Source organism: Sphingomonas changbaiensis NBRC 104936 (assembly GCF_000974765.1).
GTDB lineage: Bacteria > Pseudomonadota > Alphaproteobacteria > Sphingomonadales > Sphingomonadaceae > Sphingomonas_B > Sphingomonas_B changbaiensis.
Map to the genome: position 1 here is coordinate 1 of NZ_BBWU01000010.1, position 17,416 is coordinate 17,416.

Here is a 17,416-nt window from a genome sequence, read left to right on the forward strand (position 1 = left end):
GTTGCTAGTGCACCACTTTCTCGACCTTTCCTCCGCCGGCGCCGACGGCGTCGCCGCAATGCTGGCGGATGCGCTCGACCGCAAGCAGGCTCGGGCCGGCTGGCCCAAGGGCAAGCCCGATGCCGATCGCCCGCTCGATGGGCGCGTGCTGGCGATGATCTTCGAGAAGAGCTCGACCCGCACGCGCGTGTCGTTCGATATGGCCATCCGCCAACTCGGCGGCACGTCGATCGTAATGGACGCCGGCTCGATGCAGCTCGGCCGCGGCGAGACGATCGCGGACACCGCGCGCGTGCTCAGCCGCTATGTCGACGCGATCATGATCCGCACCGACGATCCGGTGAAGCTGGAGGAAATGGCGGAATACGCCACGGTGCCGGTGATCAACGGGCTGACCGATCGCTCGCACCCGTGCCAGATCGTCGCCGACCTGCTGACGGCGATCGAGAAGGGCGTGCAGCTGCCCGGCTCCAAATGGGCGTGGCTCGGCGACGGCAACAATGTGCTGCACTCGATTATCGAGGCGGCCGGGCTGTTCGGCTTCTCGGTCGGGATCGGTTGCCCGGAAGGTTATGATCCGGACGACAGCTTCGTGCGCGAAGCCAATGCGCGGCTGGCCGGGAGCAACGCGCGGGTGACGATCGAGCGCGATCCGGTGCGCGCCGCCGCCGATGCGGACGTTGTCGTGACTGACACCTGGGTATCGATGGGACAGGCCGACAGCGCCGACAAGATCGCCGCCATGACGCCGTATCAGGTGAATCGTGCGCTGATGGCGCATGCCCGTCCACAGGCGACGTTCCTCCACTGCCTGCCCGCACACCGGGGCGAGGAAGCGACGGACGAAATCCTGGACGGAAATCAGTCAGCCATCTGGGATGAGGCCGAAAACCGCCTACATGCACAGAAAGCGGTTTTGCTTTGGTGCTTTGGGCTTTTGAATGCAAACCAGGACTGAACTGGATCGGACCCTCGGGTTCGCGATCCTCGAACAACATGCGCGCGGGCGGCTGGTGCGGCTGGGGCCGGTGCTCGACGAAATCCTGTCGGCGCATGCCTATCCGCCGGTGATCGAACGGCTGCTGGCCGAGGCGCTGGCGCTGACGGCTTTGCTCGGCTCGACGCTGAAGAATGAGACCGGCCAGATGACGCTGCAGGCGCAGACCGAAGGCGGGCCGATCTCGCTCCTCGTCTGCGATTACAAAGACAGCGAGCTGCGCGGCTATGTGCAGTTCGACGCGGAGCGACTCGCCCAGATGCCGGCGGACCCGACTCTGTTCGCGCTGTTCGGCAAAGGTTATCTCGCGATCACCTTCGATCAGGCGCTGACCGGCGAGCGCTACCAGGGCATCGTGCCGCTGGAGGGTACGTCGCTCGCGGAAGCCGCGCAGAGCTATTTCGCCCAGTCCGAGCAGATTCCCAGCCTGGTCCGGCTTGCCCACCGCCACGATGCGGACGGGCGGGTGATCGCGGGCGGCATGCTGCTCCAGCACTTGCCGGAGGGGGAGGAAGGCCGCGACCGGCTGCACACCAGGCTCGACCATCCCGAATGGCAGCACGTCGAGGCGCTGGGCCGGACGATCAAGGACGCGGAACTCACCGACCCCGACCTGCCGATGGAAACGCTGGTCTGGCGGTTGTTCCACGACGAGAGGGAAGTCCGCGTGCTGGGCGGCGCGACGCTGACGCGCGGATGCCGCTGCAACCGGGAGCATATCCTGGGCGTCCTGTCGCGCTTTCCGGCGGAAGAGCAGGCGAACATGGCCGATGCCGAAGGGCTGATCCGCGTCGATTGCGCCTTTTGCTCGATCAGTCACCCGATCAGGCTCACGGAGCTGCAGGCCGCGGCTTGAACGGAACGGTATCGTAATCAATATGACCCGAACGCGCGATACGCGGGTGAGGGGGTTGAATGCGATTGCTGTTGATCCTGGTTGCGGGCGCAGCCGCGCTGCTGCTGGAAGGCGCGGCGAATGCGCCGATCCTGGCGTTCGGGCGTATCGAGCCGGGCGAGTGGCAATTGCGTGCGCTCGATAATTCAATGCCGATGCGCAAGCTGTGCATCGACGACGCTTACGACCTCGTCCAGCTCCGCCATCCCGGCGCGGCCTGCTCGCGGTTCGTGCTGGCCAACGAGCCGCAGACCGCCACCGTGCATTACACCTGCGCCGGTGCGGGCTATGGCCGCACGATGATCCGGGTCGAAACCGGCCAACTCGTCCGGATCGAATCCCAGGGGCTCGCGAACCGGTCTCCGTTCGAGATCGCGCTGGAGGGACGTCGGGTCGGCAAGTGCATTCCCGAACGCGCGGCTCGTTAAGGCGCTGTTTACCAAACCGAGTCTAAAGGGGAGGCGTGTCGAGTAGGCACGCTTTCCTCCCAAAATGGCCGCAAGGCCGACTGGGCCGCTCCTGCACAGGGGCGGCCCGTTTTCTTTCTAGAACGAAGCCCTGAGCGTCACCCGAATGTCGCGGCCGGCGAGCGGTGCGAAATCCTTCAGGAAGCTGGCGTGGCGGCGGGCGTCGACATCGAAGATGTTGTTCGCGCTGAGCAGGATTTCGGGCTTGTCGCGGCCTTCTCCGAACGGGCGGACGCCGATGCTCGCGTTGACCAGCGTATAGCCGGGCGTCGTCGTCTCGAACGGCGCAACCCGGTCCTGCGCGAAGGTATGCTCGACCTCGACGCGGCCGTCGAGCAAGCCGCTGGTGCCGCTGACGCCGCCCAGCAGGCGCAGCGGCGGGATGCGCGGCACCGGGCCGACGTTCTTGACCGTCGCGTGGACATAGTCGGCCAGGCCGTCGACATCGATCTTCCAGTCGCCGAAGCGGGCAGCCGTCACCGTCGCCTGCGCCTCGAACCCGTAATAATTCGCGTCGGCCTGGGCCGACTGGAACACGGGCAGCCCGTCTCGAATCTCGCCGGTCTGGTTGTCGTAAATATAGTTGTTGAACTTGTTGTAATAGGCCGAGGCTTCGAACGTATAATTGCGTCCGCTGCCGCGCAGGGTGCCTTCCAGCCCGAAGCTCCGCTCCTTTTTGAAATTCGGATTGCCGATCTCGAATGCCTGGGTGCCGGCGTGCGGGCCGTTGGCGAACAGCTCCTCGGCCGAAGGCGCGCGTTCGGTATGGGAGACGTTCACGCCGATGCGCCAGTCCGGCACGAACTCGTAGCTGGCGCCGGCCGATCCCGAATAAGCGGTGAACTGCCGGTCGGCGTTGATCGGATTGGATGAGACGTGCGTGCGCTCGATGCGGCCGCCGAACTCCGTCTTCAGCTTGCCGAAGTCGAGCGTCTGCAGCGTGAACAGGCCGTACTGGATCGTCTCGTTCTTCGGCACGAAGGCTTCGTCGCCGATCACGTTGAAGTCGCGGATCAACAGCTGCCCGCCGATCGCGCCCTGCCACACGCCGCGCTTGGTCTGGGCGAGCTCCAGTCGGCCTTCCAGACCCTTGTTGAAAAACTGGGTGCCCGTGGTGCCGTCCTCGGCCAGCTCGGCATGCTTGTAGTCCGCAAAGCCGAAACGGCCGCGCAGCTGCTTGAAGAAGCCGTCGCCGAGGTCGAGCTCGGTGCGCGCGTCCACGCGCGTCTGGTGCATGTCGAGGCGCGGCATCTCGCCTTGGCCGGTGGTCAGGTCGTAGCGGGCCGGCACGCCATAGAGACTGTCGTAATGGCTGAGGGCGAAGCCGAGCTGGCCGGTGTCGGTGATGACCGACGCGCCGCCGGCAATCTCCCAGGTCCGCGCGGCGGAGTTGGCCAGCGTTCCCTTCAGATCGGCGAGCGCGCGGACTTCGGGATTGGCGCTGGCGAGCGCCTGGGCACGAGCGGCCGGCGACAGGACATAGCCGCCGATCTTCAGATCGTCGCCGTCCAGATAGCTGCCGTCGAGGTGCAGCACGACCTTGTCGGAAACCGGCACATCGAGCGCGCTCGATCCGGAGAATTGGTTGGAGGCGGAGCTGTAGGTGCCGATCGCATCGACATGGACCGGCTCGTCGGGAATGGCGCGCGGAATGCGCTTGTCGATCACATTGACGACGCCGCCGATCGCGGACGAGCCGAACTGAAGGGACGCCGGACCGCGCAGGACTTCGACGCGCTCGGCCAGGAGCGGATTGATCACGACCGCGTGATCGACGCTGGTATTCGACACGTCGAAGCTGCCGATGCCGTCGGTCAGGATGCGGACGCGATCGCCCTGGAAGCCGCGCAGGATCGGGCGCGAGGCATTGGGGCCGAAGGAGGTCGAGGAGACGCCGGGCTGACGCTGCAGCGTCTCGCCGATCGTCGAGCGAACTTCGCGGGCGAGATCGGTGCCGCTCAGCACCGAAACCGGCGACACCACATCGGCGCGGTTGCGCTCGAACGGGGCGGTCACGACGATGTCGGCGGGCGTCGCATCGTGATAATTTCCCGGCGGAGCCGCGGCATCCCCGGCTGCATCGGCAGCAAAAGCGGGCGTGGACAGTAGGGCGACAAAAGCGACGCCGGCACGAAGAACGGAACGGGGCAAGGGCGACTCCGAGGACACGGGCGCGAGCTGACTAGTCGCGATGTGATATTATATCAAGACGGTTGATCCCGGCGGCGTGGCGAGTCGTCGATCAGCCACGCGCGTCCATCGCAGCCAGCACCGGCGAAGCGCCGCGCTCGGCATCGTCGCTCGAACCTTGAAATAAGCTGAACAACTCGCGGCCGAGGCCCAGCGCAAAGCCCGGTGCGGGCACTACGGGGCGGTCGAGCGCGCCGGGCGTCAGCACCGCGATCGTGCCCGCGACCGCGTCGACACGGACGATGTCGCCGTCCGCCACGCGCGCGACCGGGCCGCCGTGCAGCGCCTCGGGGTAAAGATGGATCGCGGCCGGCACCTTGCCGCTCGCACCGGACATGCGGCCGTCGGTGACCAGCGCGACACGGTGCCCGCGGTCTTGCAGCACGCCTAGTGCCGGCGTCAGCTTGTGCAGCTCCGGCATGCCATTCGCGGCGGGGCCCTGGAATCGGACGACCACGACCACGTCGCGGTCGAGCTCGCCGGCCTTGAAGGCGCGCAGCACATCGTCTTGGTCCGAGAAGACTCGCGCAGGCGCTTCGATCACCCAGCGATCTGGATCGACCGCGCTGGTCTTGATGATCGCGCGGCCGAGATTGCCGGCGAGCAACTTCTGGCCTCCGGTCGGCTGAAACGGATCGGCGACCGGGCGCAGCATCGTCGGATCGCGCGTCGCTTCGGGGGCAGGGACCCACTCGATGTGCTCCGGCGCAGGCCGGAGCGTTGCGGCGCTTCCATCACCGCTCCGGTCTTCGCCGGAGCACTCCGAGAGAGTTGGCTCCTTGGTATACTCTCCCATGCCCCCGGCAGTGACGGTCAGGATGTCGCCATGCAGCAGCCCGGCGTCGAGCAATTCGCGGATAACGAACGGCATGCCGCCCGCCTCGCGGAAGTCGTTCACGTCGCCGGAGCCGTTCGGGTAGACGCGCGCGAGCAGCGGGACGGCGTTCGAGATGTCCTCGAAATCCTGCCAGTCGATGACGATGCCGGCGGCGCGCGCGATCGCGGGCAGGTGGATCGCGTGATTGGTCGAGCCGCCGGTCGCCATCAGCCCGATACAGGCGTTCACGATCGCTTTTTCGTCGATCACGCGGCCGATCGGGCGGTAATCGTTGCCGTCCCAGCCGATCTCGGTCAAGCGGTGGACGGCGGCGCGGGTCAGCTCCTGGCGCAGCTTCGTGCCGGGGTTCGCGAAGGCAGCGTTCGGCACGTGCAGGCCCATCATTTCCATCATCATCTGATTGGAATTGGCGGTGCCATAGAAAGTGCAGGTGCCGGGCGCGTGATAGCTGGCGGACTCGGCCTCAAGCAGCTCGTCGCGGCCCACCTTGCCCTCGGCATAAAGCTGGCGGATGCGCGACTTCTCCTTGTTCGGAATGCCGGACGGCATCGGGCCGCCGGGGACGAGGATCGTCGGCAGGTGGCCGAAGCGCAGGCTCCCGATCAGCAGGCCGGGCACGATTTTGTCGCAAATGCCGAGCAGCAGCGCGCCTTCGAACATCGCGTGGGAGAGGGCGACAGCGGTCGAAAGCGCAATCGTGTCGCGGCTGAACAGCGACAGCTCCATCCCCGCCTGACCTTGCGTCACGCCATCGCACATCGCGGGGACGCCGCCCGCGACCTGCGCAGTCGCGCCGCGCTCACGAGCGAAGATCTTGATCTGCTCAGGGTATCGTCCGTACGGCTGATGCGCCGACAGCATGTCGTTATAGGCGGTGACGACGCCGATGTTCATCGCCGTACCGGCGCGGATGACCGGCTTGTCCTCCTCGGACGCCGCGAACCCATGCGCCAGATTGCCGCAGGACAGGACGCCGCGATTGGTGCCCGCCGCGCGCTGGCGCTCGACCAGGTCGAGATAGGCGGCACGGGTGGGGCGGGAGCGCTCGATAATGCGATCGGTCACGCGGTCGATGGCGGAGTGGAGGTGGGTCATCGGAACACTTCCTTGCTCCTCCCCGGAACGGGGAGGGGGACCAGCCCCGGCCTAAAGCCGGGGTTGGTGGAGGGGTCGCGAGCGAAGCGAGCCCTATGCCAAGCCGCCCCCTCCACCACCGGCTTCGCCGGCGGTTCCCCTCCCCGTTCCGGGGAGGAGTAAAGGTCGGCGTCACTCATGCCAGCTCGCTCCGTCGCGTTCGATCAGTGCAATCGCGGCGGAGGGGCCCCAGGTGCCGGCGGTGTAGGGCCGCGCCGGCACGCGAGCCTCGGTCCAGGCCTGGTGGATCGAATCGATCCAGGTCCAGGCCGCTTCCACTTCGTCGCGGCGCACGAACAAGGTCGGGTCGCCCTCGATCAAATCAAGAAGCAGGCGTTCATAGGCGATGCGCCGCCGCTGGCCGGCCGCTTCGGTCGACAGCGAAACGTCGAGCGCGACTTCGCGCAGGTTGAGGCCGTGGCGATCGAGGCCGGGCTGCTTCGCCATCACCTGCAGCTGGATATTCTCCTGCGGCTGGATGCGGATCAGCATCGTATTGGGTTCCAGCCCCTTGCCCTTTTTCGCGAAGATCGAATGCGGCACCGGGCGGAACTGGATCAGGATTTCGGAACTGCGCTCCGGCATGCGCTTGCCGGTGCGCAGGTAAAAGGGCACGCCTGCCCAGCGCCAATTGTCGATATGTGCCTTGAGCGCCACGAACGTTTCCGTGTCGGAGCGCTCGCCAAGCTCGTCGGCATAGCCGCGGACCGGCTCACCGCCGACCGCGCCGGAACCATATTGGCCGCGCACGCTCAGGGCTTCGACCGTCTCCGGCGACATCGGGCGGAGCGAGCGGATCACTTTCACCTTCTCGTCGCGGACGGCGGCGGGAGCCATCGAGGCGGGCGGCTCCATCGCGACCAGCGCCAGGAGCTGGAGCATATGGTTCTGCACCATATCCTTCAGCGCGCCGACCCCGTCATAGTAGGAGACGCGACCCTCCAGCCCGACGGTCTCGGCCACTGTGATCTGCACATGCTCGATCCCGCGCGCGCTCCACAGCGGCTCGAACATCGTGTTGCCGAAGCGCAGCACCAGCAGGTTCTGGACGGTTTCCTTGCCGAGATAATGGTCGACGCGGAACACCCGGTCCTCGTCGAACACGGCGTTCACTGCGTCGTTGACCTGACGGCTCGACGCGAGATCGTGGCCGATCGGCTTTTCCATTGCGACGCGAACGGTTGGGCCGGCCAGGCCCGCTTTGCCGAGCCCCTCGACCATCGGCGCGAACAGGGATGGCGGCGTGGAGAGGTAGACGGCGACGCCGCGCTCGATCCTGTCGCCGACCATGTCGCGCAACGCCGCGAACTGCGCTGCCTCGCCGCTGACAGGGCAATAGCGGATACGGGACAGGAAGGCCGCGGCCTCGTCGGCGTCGAAGTGATCCTCGGGAAGAGTTTTGGCGAGATCGATCGACGCACGGAACGCGTCGTCGTCCATTGCCCCGCGGCCGGACGCGATGATCTGCATGTCGTCCGGCAGCAGGCGGTCGAGATAAAGATTGTACAGCGATGGGAAGAGCATCCGGTGCGCAAGATCGCCGGTGCCGCCGAAAATGATGATGGTCTGGTATGCGTCGGTCACGCGCGTCTCCCGCTGCCCGCGGCTGTTCCTAGAGCGCAAGGCGGACGGGTCAACCGATGCTCTTCAGGCTTTCAGCTCTCGTGCGATCGCCTTGGCCGTGGTTGCGCCGTAGGGCGGCTTGAAACCGGCGAGCTTCGCGATGTCGATCTTCGGCTGCCGATAGATCGCGCGCGCGTGGCTGAAGGTCTTGAATCCGTCGAACCCATGATAGGCGCCCATACCCGACGGGCCGATGCCGCCGAACGGCAACTCTTCGGCAGAGATGTGAAAGATCACGTCGTTGACCGTGACTCCGCCGGAAATGGTCCGGTCGAGCACGCGGCGTTCCTCGGCCGCGTCGTGGCCGAAATAGTAAAGACCCAGCGGCCGATCGCGGCGGTTCACGAAATCGATCGCCTCGTCGATCGCGCCATAGCGCTTCACCGGCAGGACCGGGCCGAAAATCTCGTCCTGCATGACCGCCATGTCGTCCGTCGGATTGCGGACGATGAAGAGCGGCATCCTGGTGCCGTTCGAGCCGGCGAAATCCTCGGCCCCGGGGTTCACCTCTATCACGTCGCCACCCTTGGCGCGGGCGTCATCGAGATAGGCCTGCAGGCGAACATGATGCCGTTCGTTGACCACCGCCGTATAGTCGGCGTTGCCGAGCATGCGCGGATAGAGCGCGGCGGCGGCCGACCTGAGCCCGCCGATTACCGCGTCTTCCTTGTCGTCGGGCACAAGCAGATAGTCGGGCGCGAGGCAGATCTGGCCGGCGTTCATCAGCTTGCCGATCGCGACCCGCTCGGTCGCCTGCTTCAGGTCCGCGGAGCGTCCGATAATCGTTGGCGATTTTCCGCCCAGCTCCAGCGTCACCGGCGTCAGGTTGTCCGCAGCGGCGTGAAGGATATGGCGGCCGATGCTGGTCGCGCCGGTGAAGATCAGATGATCGAACGGAAGGGCGGAAAAGGCGCGGCCGACCTCCGCGCCGCCGCTGACGAAGACCAATTCGGCCGGGTCGAAATAGGTGCCGACGATCTCCTCGAACAGGGCGGCCGTGCGGGGCGTGAACTCGCTGGTCTTGATCATCGCGCGGTTGCCGGCGGCGAACACTCCGGCGAGCGGCGCCATCGCCAGCTGCACCGGGAAGTTCCACGGCGCGATCACCCCCACGACGCCTTTCGGCTGATATTCGACCGCCGCGCGCGCGCCGAGCAGGCCGAGCGGAAACTGGAGAGGGCGCTTTTCCGGCCGGGCCCATCGATCGACATTCTTGCGCGCGTGCTTCAGCGTGCGGACGCTGGCCACGATATCGGCCAGCATCGACAATTCGCGGCTGCGGTGGCCGAAATCTTCCGACAATGCCGAGCAGAAGCGTTCGGCATTGTCGATCATCATGCGGATCGCGCGGTCAAGCCGGTCGCGGCGGGCGGCGAGCGGCACCGGTCGCTCGGCATCCAAAGCGGTTCGCTGCGCCTGCAGCAGGGCGGTCAGGTCCATCGGCCGATCCTTCCCCAAATCGGGGGCCGCGACAAGGCGCCGCCGCCACGCACCCCGTAAAAGCCGCAAGGGCCGGGCAAGCTTCCGGGAATCAAGCCTGACCTCCAATTAACCAGACCCTCTAACCGGCCGCTGAAACCTTTGCCCCTATCCCCACTCCGAACACGCCGCGGCCGCATTGCGGGCTGCGTCACGAGCGGGGATGACCATGACCACCTTCAATGTTTCCAATGCGGCGGAGCTGACGTCGGCGATTGCGAGCGCGGGCGGCGGTGATCGGATCGTGCTGGCCGACGGCAATTACGGCGCGGTGTCGATCTTCAACCGCACCTATGCGTCGACGCTGACGATCGAGGCGGCGAACCCGGGCAGCGGCGCGCATCTGGACGGCCTGTTCGTGGCCAATGCGAAGAACATCAGCTTTGTCGGGCTGGACGTCGGCCGGGCGCTCAACGCGGGCGAGCCGACCTATACCCAGCTGTCCTGGATCAAGACCTCGAGCGACATCAAGCTGAACGGCATGGCCTTCCACGGCTCGCAGGACGGCAATCCGTCCAACGACGGCGTCGGCCTGACCGTGACCAGCGCGAGCGGGCTCAACATCAGCAATTCGCGGTTCGAGGAACTGTATCGCGGCCTCGTGCTCCAGAACAGCACCAACACCACGATCAAGGACAACAGCGTCACCCTGATCCGGTCCGACGGCATCATCTCGATCGCCAATGACGGCCTGTCGATCGAAGGCAATCACATCGGCGACTTCCGCCAGGTTCTCGGCGACCACTCCGACGCGATCCAGTTCTGGAACACTGGCCAGACCAAGGGCCAGACCAATATCACGATCAAGGACAACGTGATCTTCCAGACCTATTTCAGCGGCATCGACCAGACCGGCACGCAGGGCATCTTCATGTCCGACCCGCTGTCCTATGGCTACAAGAACGTCCTGATCCAGAACAACGTCCTCTATTCCAACGACGCCTATAACGGGATCTACCTGAACGGCGTCACCGGAGCGCAGGTCCTCGACAACACCGTCCTGTCCAAGTCGACCGACGTCAAATCCTTCTGGATCAACGTGCAGAACAGCACCGACGTGGCGCTGCAGCACAACATCACCGACAACATCATCACCGCAAACGTCACCGGCCTGTTCCAGAACGGCAACGTCAACTTCAACGTCGACCCCGCCGCCCGGGCCCAGGTGCCGAACCTCGTCAATCCGACCAGCGAGCTCGACCTGATCGCCTCAGGCGTCGGCTACCACCTCCCCATCAGCGCGCCGCCGTCTCCGGTTTCAAGCGCAGTCGGCAACGCGATCGGCAGCATGCTGGCCAAGGCGGGCGGCACTTCGCTCGGCCACGCTGTCGTGACCGAAACGGCCACCGTGCCCCACAACGTGTTGAGCCCGTCGACCTCGCCAACGCTTGACCTGAGCGGGCTCAAGTCGGCGGTGGCCAGCGTTCACCCGATCGCGCAGCCGCAGGTCGAGACCGTGCACGCCTTCTTGCCGTCGACAGCGGTTCACTTTCTGCCGCACATGCTCTTCGATCACTTCGTCGCGCTGCCCTGAGGCCCGCCAGCGACGGTATTTTCTACGGCCGGATAATTGTCCGGAGTTCGCTGAAAGGCGGGCTCCGGAGCCGGTTCGGGTAGCGGCTCGAAATCCGTCGGTTCGAGCTCCGGACGTGGCCGTTCGAGCCGGTCTTGCGCTGCCCAGGCGTCCTCCGACGGCGTCGGCTCAACCTTCGTGATCAGCAACGGACCGCCATAGCTGCCGGCGGCAAAGGCCGGACGAGCGACGAGCTTCTTCATCTCGGTCTGGCACGCGGCGAGAAATTCGGGATTCATCTCAGGGCATTGGCGCAGGCCGCCGTCGAACGCGGTCCGCGCCCAGCCCTGGCCCGCGCTCGCCTGGTCGATGGCAGGGGCGACGGGGGCATCGGTTGTCGGGATTTCCGGCGCCGGCGCGTGCCAGACCAGGGAATCGCTGGTGTAGCTGCTGGCGAGCATGCCCATGACCACGCCGCCGCCGACGATCAGCGCGCCCATGCCCAGGGCCGAGGCCTTTCTCCCGAGCATTGTCATGGCCTATGAACCGAGATCGTCGAAGCCGGTTCCGATCGGCCTGGCAAGGCGAACGGGCGGGGAGGTGGATTATGGAGTTCGTGACGGTCGGCAACGGCGATATCGATCTGAACGTCGCGGTCGCCGGCGAAGGCCCGCTGATCCTCTGCGTCCATGGCTGGCCGGAGCTCTGGTACAGCTGGCGGCACCAGATCGCGCATTTCTCCGGCCTTGGGTTCAAGGTCGCGGCGATGGACGTGCGCGGCTATGGCAGCAGCTCCAAGCCGCACCCGATCGAAGCCTACACGATGCGCAATCTCGCGAGCGACGTTGCGGCGGTGATCGACGCGCTCGGCGGCGGGCAGGCGATCCTGTTTGGCCATGACTGGGGCGCCCCGATCGTCTGGAACACGGCGCTGATGTATCCGGCCAAGGTGCGCGCAGTGGCCGGCCTCAGCGTCCCCTACGCGCCGCGCGGGCAGGCCTCGTTCCTGAAACTGGCCGAGCTGATCTATGCCGGGCGCTTCTTCTACCAGCTCTATTTCCAGAAAGAGGGCGTGGCCGAAGCCGAGCTGGAAGCGGACGTGCGGAGCGCGCTCAGGCGCATCTACTATTCGGCATCGGGCGATTTCCGCGACGAGCAGGCGGGCACGTTCAATGCGAAGGGGCCGGATTCGACGTTCCTGGAAGGCCTGCCCGATCCGCAGCCCTTCCCGTCGTGGATGAGCGACGCGGACCTCGACGTGTTCACGGACGCATTCGAAAAAGGCGGATTTCGCGGTCCCCTCAACCGCTATCGCGCGCAGAATATCGATTTCGACGAGAGCGCTGACCTGGCCGGCAAGCCGATCATGCAGCCGGCCTGCTTCATCGCCGGTGAGCGCGATCCGGTGCGGAACTTCGTGCCCGGCCTGGACCTGTACGCGCGCGCCGGAGACCATTGCACCGATTTCCGCGGCACGACGCTGATCCCGGAGGTCGGACACTGGGTGCAGCAAGAAGCGCCGAAGGCGACGAACGCAGCGCTGGAGAGGTTTGTGAGCGGGCTCTAGGGCCCGCTCGTCATGCGCCCTGTTTGGCCAGCCATTCCTCCAGCCATTTGATGCTGTAGTCCCCGGCCTGGAATTCCGGGTCCTCGAGCAGTGCCTGGTGGAGCGGGATCGTGGTCTTCACGCCCTCGATCACGAATTCCTCGAGCGCGCGGCGGAGGCGGCGGATCGCGCCTTCGCGGGTGTGGCCCCAGACGATCAGCTTGGCGATCATCGAGTCGTAATAGGGCGGGATGCGATAGCCGGAATACAGCCCGCTATCGACGCGGACGTGCAGGCCGCCCGGCGCGTGATAGGAGCTGACCAAGCCAGGCGAGGGGGCAAAGGTCTGCGGGTCCTCGGCATTGATCCGGCACTCGATCGCATGGCCGCGGAAGGTGACGTCCTGCTGACGGAGCGTCAGCGGATGGCCGTCGGCGATGCGGATCTGCTCGCGCACCAGATCAAGGCCGGTGATCGCCTCCGTCACCGGATGCTCGACCTGCAGCCGGGTGTTCATCTCGATGAAATAGAACTGGCCGTCCTCCCACAGGAACTCGATCGTCCCCGCGCCCCGATAGCCCATGTCGGCCATGGCCTTGGCGACGATGCCGCCCATGCGCGCCCGTTCCTCGGGCGTGATGACGGGGGAGGGCGCTTCCTCCAGCACTTTCTGGTGGCGGCGCTGCAGCGAGCAGTCGCGCTCGCCCAGATGGATTGCGTTGCCGTTGCCGTCGCCGAAGATCTGGAACTCGATGTGGCGCGGATTGCCGAGATATTTCTCGATATAGACGGTGTCGTCGCCGAACGCGGCCTTCGCCTCGCTCCGCGCTTGGCCCATCAGGCTTTCCAGCTTGTCCTCGCTCGGCACCACCTTCATGCCGCGCCCGCCGCCGCCCGACGCCGCCTTGACGATGATCGGATAGCCGATCTCGGCGGCGATCTTGCGCGCCTCGGCGAACTCGCTGACGCCGCCGGCGGAGCCGGGGACCAGCGGCAGCCCGAGCGCGCCCGCGGTGCGCTTCGCCTCGACCTTGTCGCCCATCGTGCGGATATGCTCGGGCTTCGGGCCGATCCAGATCAGGTTGTGACTCTCGACGATCTCGGCGAAGCGGGCGTTCTCCGACAGGAAGCCATAGCCCGGATGGATCGCATCGGCGCCGCTGATCTCGGCCGCCGAAATGATGTTGGGGATGTTGAGGTACGATTCGGTCGCAGGCGGCGGCCCGATGCAGACCGCCTCGTCGGCCAGGCGGACATGCATGGCGTCATTGTCCGCAGTCGAGTGCACGGCGACCGTCTTGATCCCCATTTCGTGCGCCGCGCGGTGGATGCGCAAGGCGATCTCGCCGCGGTTGGCGATCAGGATTTTCGAGATAGCCACCGGGCTTACTCGACGACGATCAGCGGCTGGTCGAACTCGACGGGCGCGCCATTGGCGATCAGAATCGATTTGACGGTGCCGCCGTTCGGCGCGGTGATCGGGTTCATCACCTTCATCGCCTCGATGATCAGCAGCGTGTCGCCCGCATTTACCTTGCCGCCGACTGTGACGAAATTCGGCGCGCTGGGCTCCGGCGCCAGATAGGCAGTGCCGACCATCGGCGAGCGGATCGCGTTCGCCGAATCGGCCTGGGGCGCCGGTGCGGCCTGGGCAGCGGCGGGGGCTACCGCGGCGGGCGCGGCCATCGGTGGCGGCGCGGCGACAGCGGGCGCGACCGCCTGCACCTTGCGCTGAACCTTGATCCGTCGTTCGCCGTCCTGGACCTCGATTTCGGTCAGTTGCGTGGCGTCGAGAAGCTCGGCGAGCTGGCGCACCAGATCGGTGTCGACCTGCATCGTCCCCTTGTTTGTATCGGTCATTTGGCGGCCCTTACTCAAAGCCGGGCGGCGGCGTCCAGCGCAAGCAGATAGCCGAGCGCTCCGAACCCGGCGATGGTTCCCTTTGCGGCTTTGCCGATATAGCTCCGGTGCCGGAACGGCTCGCGCGCGTGCGGGTTGGACAGATGCACTTCGATGACAGGCACGGACACCGCCTTCACGGCATCATGCAGCGCGACCGACGTGTGGGTGTAGCCGCCCGGATTGAGGATCACGGCCTTTGCGCCGTCGGCATTCGCCTCGTGCAGCCAGTCGATCAGATGGCCCTCGTGATTTGACTGGCGGAACTCCACGTCGAAGCCCAGCTCCCGCGCCCGGTCCTCGACTTGGCCCGCAATGTCGTCGAGCGTGTCGTGGCCGTAAACCTCGGGCTCGCGCAGGCCCAGCAGGTTGAGGTTGGGGCCGTTCAGGACGAAAATGGTCGGCATTGATCCCCCTGGGCATAACCCATATCTGCACCGCCTCTAGCCGTTCGTGTCGAGCGAAGTCGAGACACGTCCGGTACAGCGTTTCTCGACTTCGCTCGAAACGAACGGACGTTATGCACACCGACGGAACGATCACGATCAGCGTCAATGGCGAGCACAAGCGAGTCGCGGCCGGACTGAGCATCGCCGAACTGGCGAGCGAGCTGGGGCTGGTGCCGGAAAAGGTCGCGGTCGAGCGCAACCTGGAGGTCGTGCCGCGCTCCACGCTTGGGCGCGTGCTGGTCGAAGACGGCGACGAGCTGGAAATCGTGCATTTCGTCGGCGGCGGCGATCATGCGGCGCGGATCGACGAGGACAGCTGGACGGTCGCAGGCCGCACCTTCCGCTCGCGGCTGATCATCGGCACCGGAAAGTACAAGGATTTCCAGGAAAACGCGGCGGCCGCCGAGGCATCGGGCGCGGAAATCGTCACGGTCGCGGTCCGGCGCGTGAACATCGCCGATCCCAAGCAGCCGATGCTGACCGACTTCATTGATCCGAAGCGCTTCACCTATCTGCCGAATACGGCCGGGTGTTTCGACGCTGAATCCGCGATCCGCACCCTGCGTCTGGCGCGCGAGGCGGGCGGCTGGGACCTGGTCAAGCTCGAAGTGCTGGGCGAAGCGAAGACGCTCTATCCCGACATGGTTGAGACGCTGCGCGCGACCGAGATCCTGGCGAAGGAAGGCTTTCTGCCGATGGTCTATTGCGTTGACGACCCGATCGCGGCGAAGCGGCTGGAGGATGCAGGCGCGGTCGCGATCATGCCCTTGGGCGCGCCGATCGGCTCCGGCCTCGGCATCCAGAACCAGGTCACGATCCGGCTGATCGTCGAAGGCGCCAAGGTGCCGGTGCTGGTCGATGCCGGGGTCGGCACGGCGTCGGACGCCGCGCTCGCGATGGAGCTCGGCTGCGACGGCGTGCTGATGAACACGGCGATCGCCGAGGCGAAAGACCCGATCATGATGGCGCGCGCGATGAAGCTGGCTGTCGAAAGCGGCCGCCTCGCCTACCGCGCCGGCCGCATGGGCAAGCGCCGCTACGCCGATCCGTCCAGTCCGTTGGCCGGGCTAATCTGAAAGATTGGCGCCCGAAACGCCCGCTTCCGACCCATTGCGGACATTGAGTTGGCGGAGGTCGTCTGTCATCAGTCGCCCATGAGCGAGACAGTAGCAGTGCCGGAAGAGCCTAACTCCTGTCCCTCGTCCGATCTCAGCTATGCGCCTTATACGACCAAGTTCGATGTTGTTGTGACAGCGGCGGACCTTGATGACCATTTGGGGTACCTAGGCATCCGAGATGGGGAGCAACTGGAGCAAGCGTGGCAAGAGTTGCAGTCAGGCCTATCGCCTTGGCGAACCAAGCTCCACCTGCTCGCCAGTGAAGCTGATGCTCGCATCCGGGCACATCTCTCAGCTGCTGAGAGAGCTTCAACAGTAGTATCCCTCCTATTCGATCAATCTGGTTCAATGCGTGGCCAGAAGATGCTTTTCGCAGCCGCCACAGCTGACCTCGCCCGAGAGTTCCTCGTTACCTTGGGTATTCGTTGTGAGGTCTTGGGTTTCACGACCGTGCGCTGGCGGGGCGGCAAGTCGCGCCGCAGGTGGAAATGGAGGCTAGGACGCCCTCGCAAACCCGGACGCCTGAACGATCTTCTGCACGTCATTTACCGAGATGCCGATGACGTCCGGACGAGCACCGGCGGGCCGGAACTCAAGCAGATGTTGAGACACGATCTTCCCAAGGAAAACATTGACGGGGAGGCTCTTGAGTGGGCCTCGGATCGACTGCGCTCTCGGCCGGAACCGAGAAAGCTTCTGATCGTGCTCTCGGATGGGGCGCCGGTAGACGACTCTACCCTACTCGAGAATGGCCCCACATACTTGGCCGATCACCTCAGGGCGGTCGTTGAGAGAATTGATCGTGAGACGGTGATTGAGGTCGCGGCGCTTGGGATCGGGTATGCAGCTCACGACTTCTACAGGTTGTCGGCGCATGTCGAAGCTCCTGCCGAGTTAGGGGCGGCTCTCTTGCGTCTCCTCGAAAGTATGGTGCTTCGCGATAGATCGAGCTGAGGCTGAATGTCCGCTTCCCACCCCTTGTTGCCATTCCTCAGTTCATCAGATTGGAACGTGCCTCGGTGCGTGGCCGTTGTTCTCCTGCAACAAAATAAATGGAGAAAGACGATGGGCGAGCTGATAGACAAGATCAAAGGCAATGCGAACGAAGCTGCCGGAAAGCTGAAGCAGGGTTCCGACAACCCGAACGTGCGTGATGAAGGCGCCGGGCAGGAGCTGAAGGGCAAGGGTCAGCAGCTGAAAGGCAAGATCAAGGGCGCGCTGGGCGACGATATCTAGGACTGCCGCCCTCCCTGCATGCCGAAGAGCCG

16 protein-coding genes are annotated in these 17,416 nt (G+C 65.4%); 8 read left to right on the top strand and 8 right to left on the bottom strand.

Translation table 11 applies throughout. The features are described from left to right. The first annotated feature begins 1 nt into the window (after position 1). The 3 genes from argF to SCH01S_RS01750 are packed head-to-tail and all read left to right on the top strand — an operon-like array spanning position 2 to position 2,320. Entirely contained in the window at positions 2 to 958 is a 957-nt protein-coding gene (gene argF, locus SCH01S_RS01740; RefSeq protein WP_084689345.1) for an ornithine carbamoyltransferase, read from the top strand. Next, on the top strand, positions 942 to 1,853 hold the full coding sequence (locus SCH01S_RS01745; RefSeq protein WP_046347057.1) for an Hsp33 family molecular chaperone HslO: 912 nt from the start codon (positions 942 to 944) through the stop codon (positions 1,851 to 1,853). The genes argF and SCH01S_RS01745 overlap by 17 nt, the downstream gene beginning before the upstream one ends. 59 nt (positions 1,854 to 1,912) lie before the next feature. Next, positions 1,913 to 2,320: a DUF3617 domain-containing protein gene (locus SCH01S_RS01750; RefSeq protein ID WP_084689346.1), complete on the top strand. Its 408-nt coding sequence runs from the start codon at positions 1,913 to 1,915 to the stop codon at positions 2,318 to 2,320. Positions 2,321 to 2,437: 117 nt separating this feature from the next. On the opposite strand, the gene SCH01S_RS01755 is transcribed toward SCH01S_RS01750, so the two are convergent. From SCH01S_RS01755 to SCH01S_RS01770, 4 genes are all read right to left on the bottom strand, one after another. Next, positions 2,438 to 4,510, bottom strand: a complete 2,073-nt coding sequence (locus SCH01S_RS01755; RefSeq protein WP_046347058.1) for a TonB-dependent receptor — start codon at positions 4,508 to 4,510, stop codon at positions 2,438 to 2,440. Positions 4,511 to 4,601: 91 nt separating this feature from the next. Then, a complete protein-coding gene (edd, locus tag SCH01S_RS01760) occupies positions 4,602 to 6,482 on the bottom strand; it encodes a phosphogluconate dehydratase (protein WP_046347059.1) in 1,881 nt (626 codons plus the stop codon). 171 nt (positions 6,483 to 6,653) lie between these two features. Then, complete coding sequence (zwf, locus tag SCH01S_RS01765; protein WP_046347060.1) at positions 6,654 to 8,105, bottom strand: glucose-6-phosphate dehydrogenase; 1,452 nt, start codon at positions 8,103 to 8,105, stop codon at positions 6,654 to 6,656. A 63-nt stretch (positions 8,106 to 8,168) separates the two neighbouring features. Then, positions 8,169 to 9,584: a coniferyl aldehyde dehydrogenase gene (locus SCH01S_RS01770; protein WP_046347061.1), complete on the bottom strand. Its 1,416-nt coding sequence runs from the start codon at positions 9,582 to 9,584 to the stop codon at positions 8,169 to 8,171. A gap of 208 nt (positions 9,585 to 9,792) precedes the next feature. On the opposite strand from SCH01S_RS01770, the gene SCH01S_RS01775 reads away from it, so the two are divergent. After that, on the top strand, positions 9,793 to 11,157 hold the full coding sequence (locus tag SCH01S_RS01775) for a NosD domain-containing protein (RefSeq protein WP_084689350.1): 1,365 nt from the start codon (positions 9,793 to 9,795) through the stop codon (positions 11,155 to 11,157). Here the strand turns inward: SCH01S_RS01775 and SCH01S_RS01780 are convergent. Then, on the bottom strand, positions 11,136 to 11,672 hold the full coding sequence (locus tag SCH01S_RS01780) for a hypothetical protein (protein WP_157032762.1): 537 nt from the start codon (positions 11,670 to 11,672) through the stop codon (positions 11,136 to 11,138). The genes SCH01S_RS01775 and SCH01S_RS01780 overlap by 22 nt on opposite strands. 71 nt (positions 11,673 to 11,743) lie before the next feature. On the opposite strand from SCH01S_RS01780, the gene SCH01S_RS01785 reads away from it, so the two are divergent. Further along, positions 11,744 to 12,703 carry an alpha/beta fold hydrolase gene (locus SCH01S_RS01785; RefSeq protein ID WP_046347064.1) on the top strand — a complete coding sequence of 320 codons (960 nt, stop codon included), beginning with the start codon at positions 11,744 to 11,746 and terminating at the stop codon, positions 12,701 to 12,703. A 10-nt stretch (positions 12,704 to 12,713) separates the two neighbouring features. Here the strand turns inward: SCH01S_RS01785 and accC are convergent, their stop codons facing one another. From accC to aroQ, 3 genes are read right to left on the bottom strand one after another with little or no spacing between them, the layout of a single operon-like run. Further along, a complete protein-coding gene (gene accC, locus SCH01S_RS01790; RefSeq protein ID WP_046347065.1) occupies positions 12,714 to 14,063 on the bottom strand; it encodes an acetyl-CoA carboxylase biotin carboxylase subunit in 1,350 nt (449 codons plus the stop codon). Positions 14,064 to 14,068: 5 nt separating this feature from the next. After that, a complete protein-coding gene (gene accB / locus SCH01S_RS01795) occupies positions 14,069 to 14,542 on the bottom strand; it encodes an acetyl-CoA carboxylase biotin carboxyl carrier protein (RefSeq protein WP_046347066.1) in 474 nt (157 codons plus the stop codon). Positions 14,543 to 14,556: 14 nt separating this feature from the next. Continuing rightward, positions 14,557 to 14,988: a type II 3-dehydroquinate dehydratase gene (gene aroQ, locus SCH01S_RS01800; protein WP_046347067.1), complete on the bottom strand. Its 432-nt coding sequence runs from the start codon at positions 14,986 to 14,988 to the stop codon at positions 14,557 to 14,559. 113 nt (positions 14,989 to 15,101) lie between these two features. Between aroQ and thiS the strand changes: the two genes are divergently transcribed. From thiS to SCH01S_RS01815, 3 genes are all read left to right on the top strand, one after another. Next, positions 15,102 to 16,106 carry a sulfur carrier protein ThiS gene (gene thiS, locus SCH01S_RS01805; RefSeq protein ID WP_084689347.1) on the top strand — a complete coding sequence of 335 codons (1,005 nt, stop codon included), beginning with the start codon at positions 15,102 to 15,104 and terminating at the stop codon, positions 16,104 to 16,106. A 78-nt stretch (positions 16,107 to 16,184) separates the two neighbouring features. Next, on the top strand, positions 16,185 to 17,102 hold the full coding sequence (locus tag SCH01S_RS01810) for a cobaltochelatase CobT-related protein (RefSeq protein ID WP_084689348.1): 918 nt from the start codon (positions 16,185 to 16,187) through the stop codon (positions 17,100 to 17,102). Positions 17,103 to 17,213: 111 nt separating this feature from the next. Next, positions 17,214 to 17,384, top strand: coding sequence for a CsbD family protein (locus tag SCH01S_RS01815; RefSeq protein WP_046347068.1), 171 nt, complete (start codon positions 17,214 to 17,216; stop codon positions 17,382 to 17,384). Positions 17,385 to 17,416: the final 32 nt, after the last annotated feature.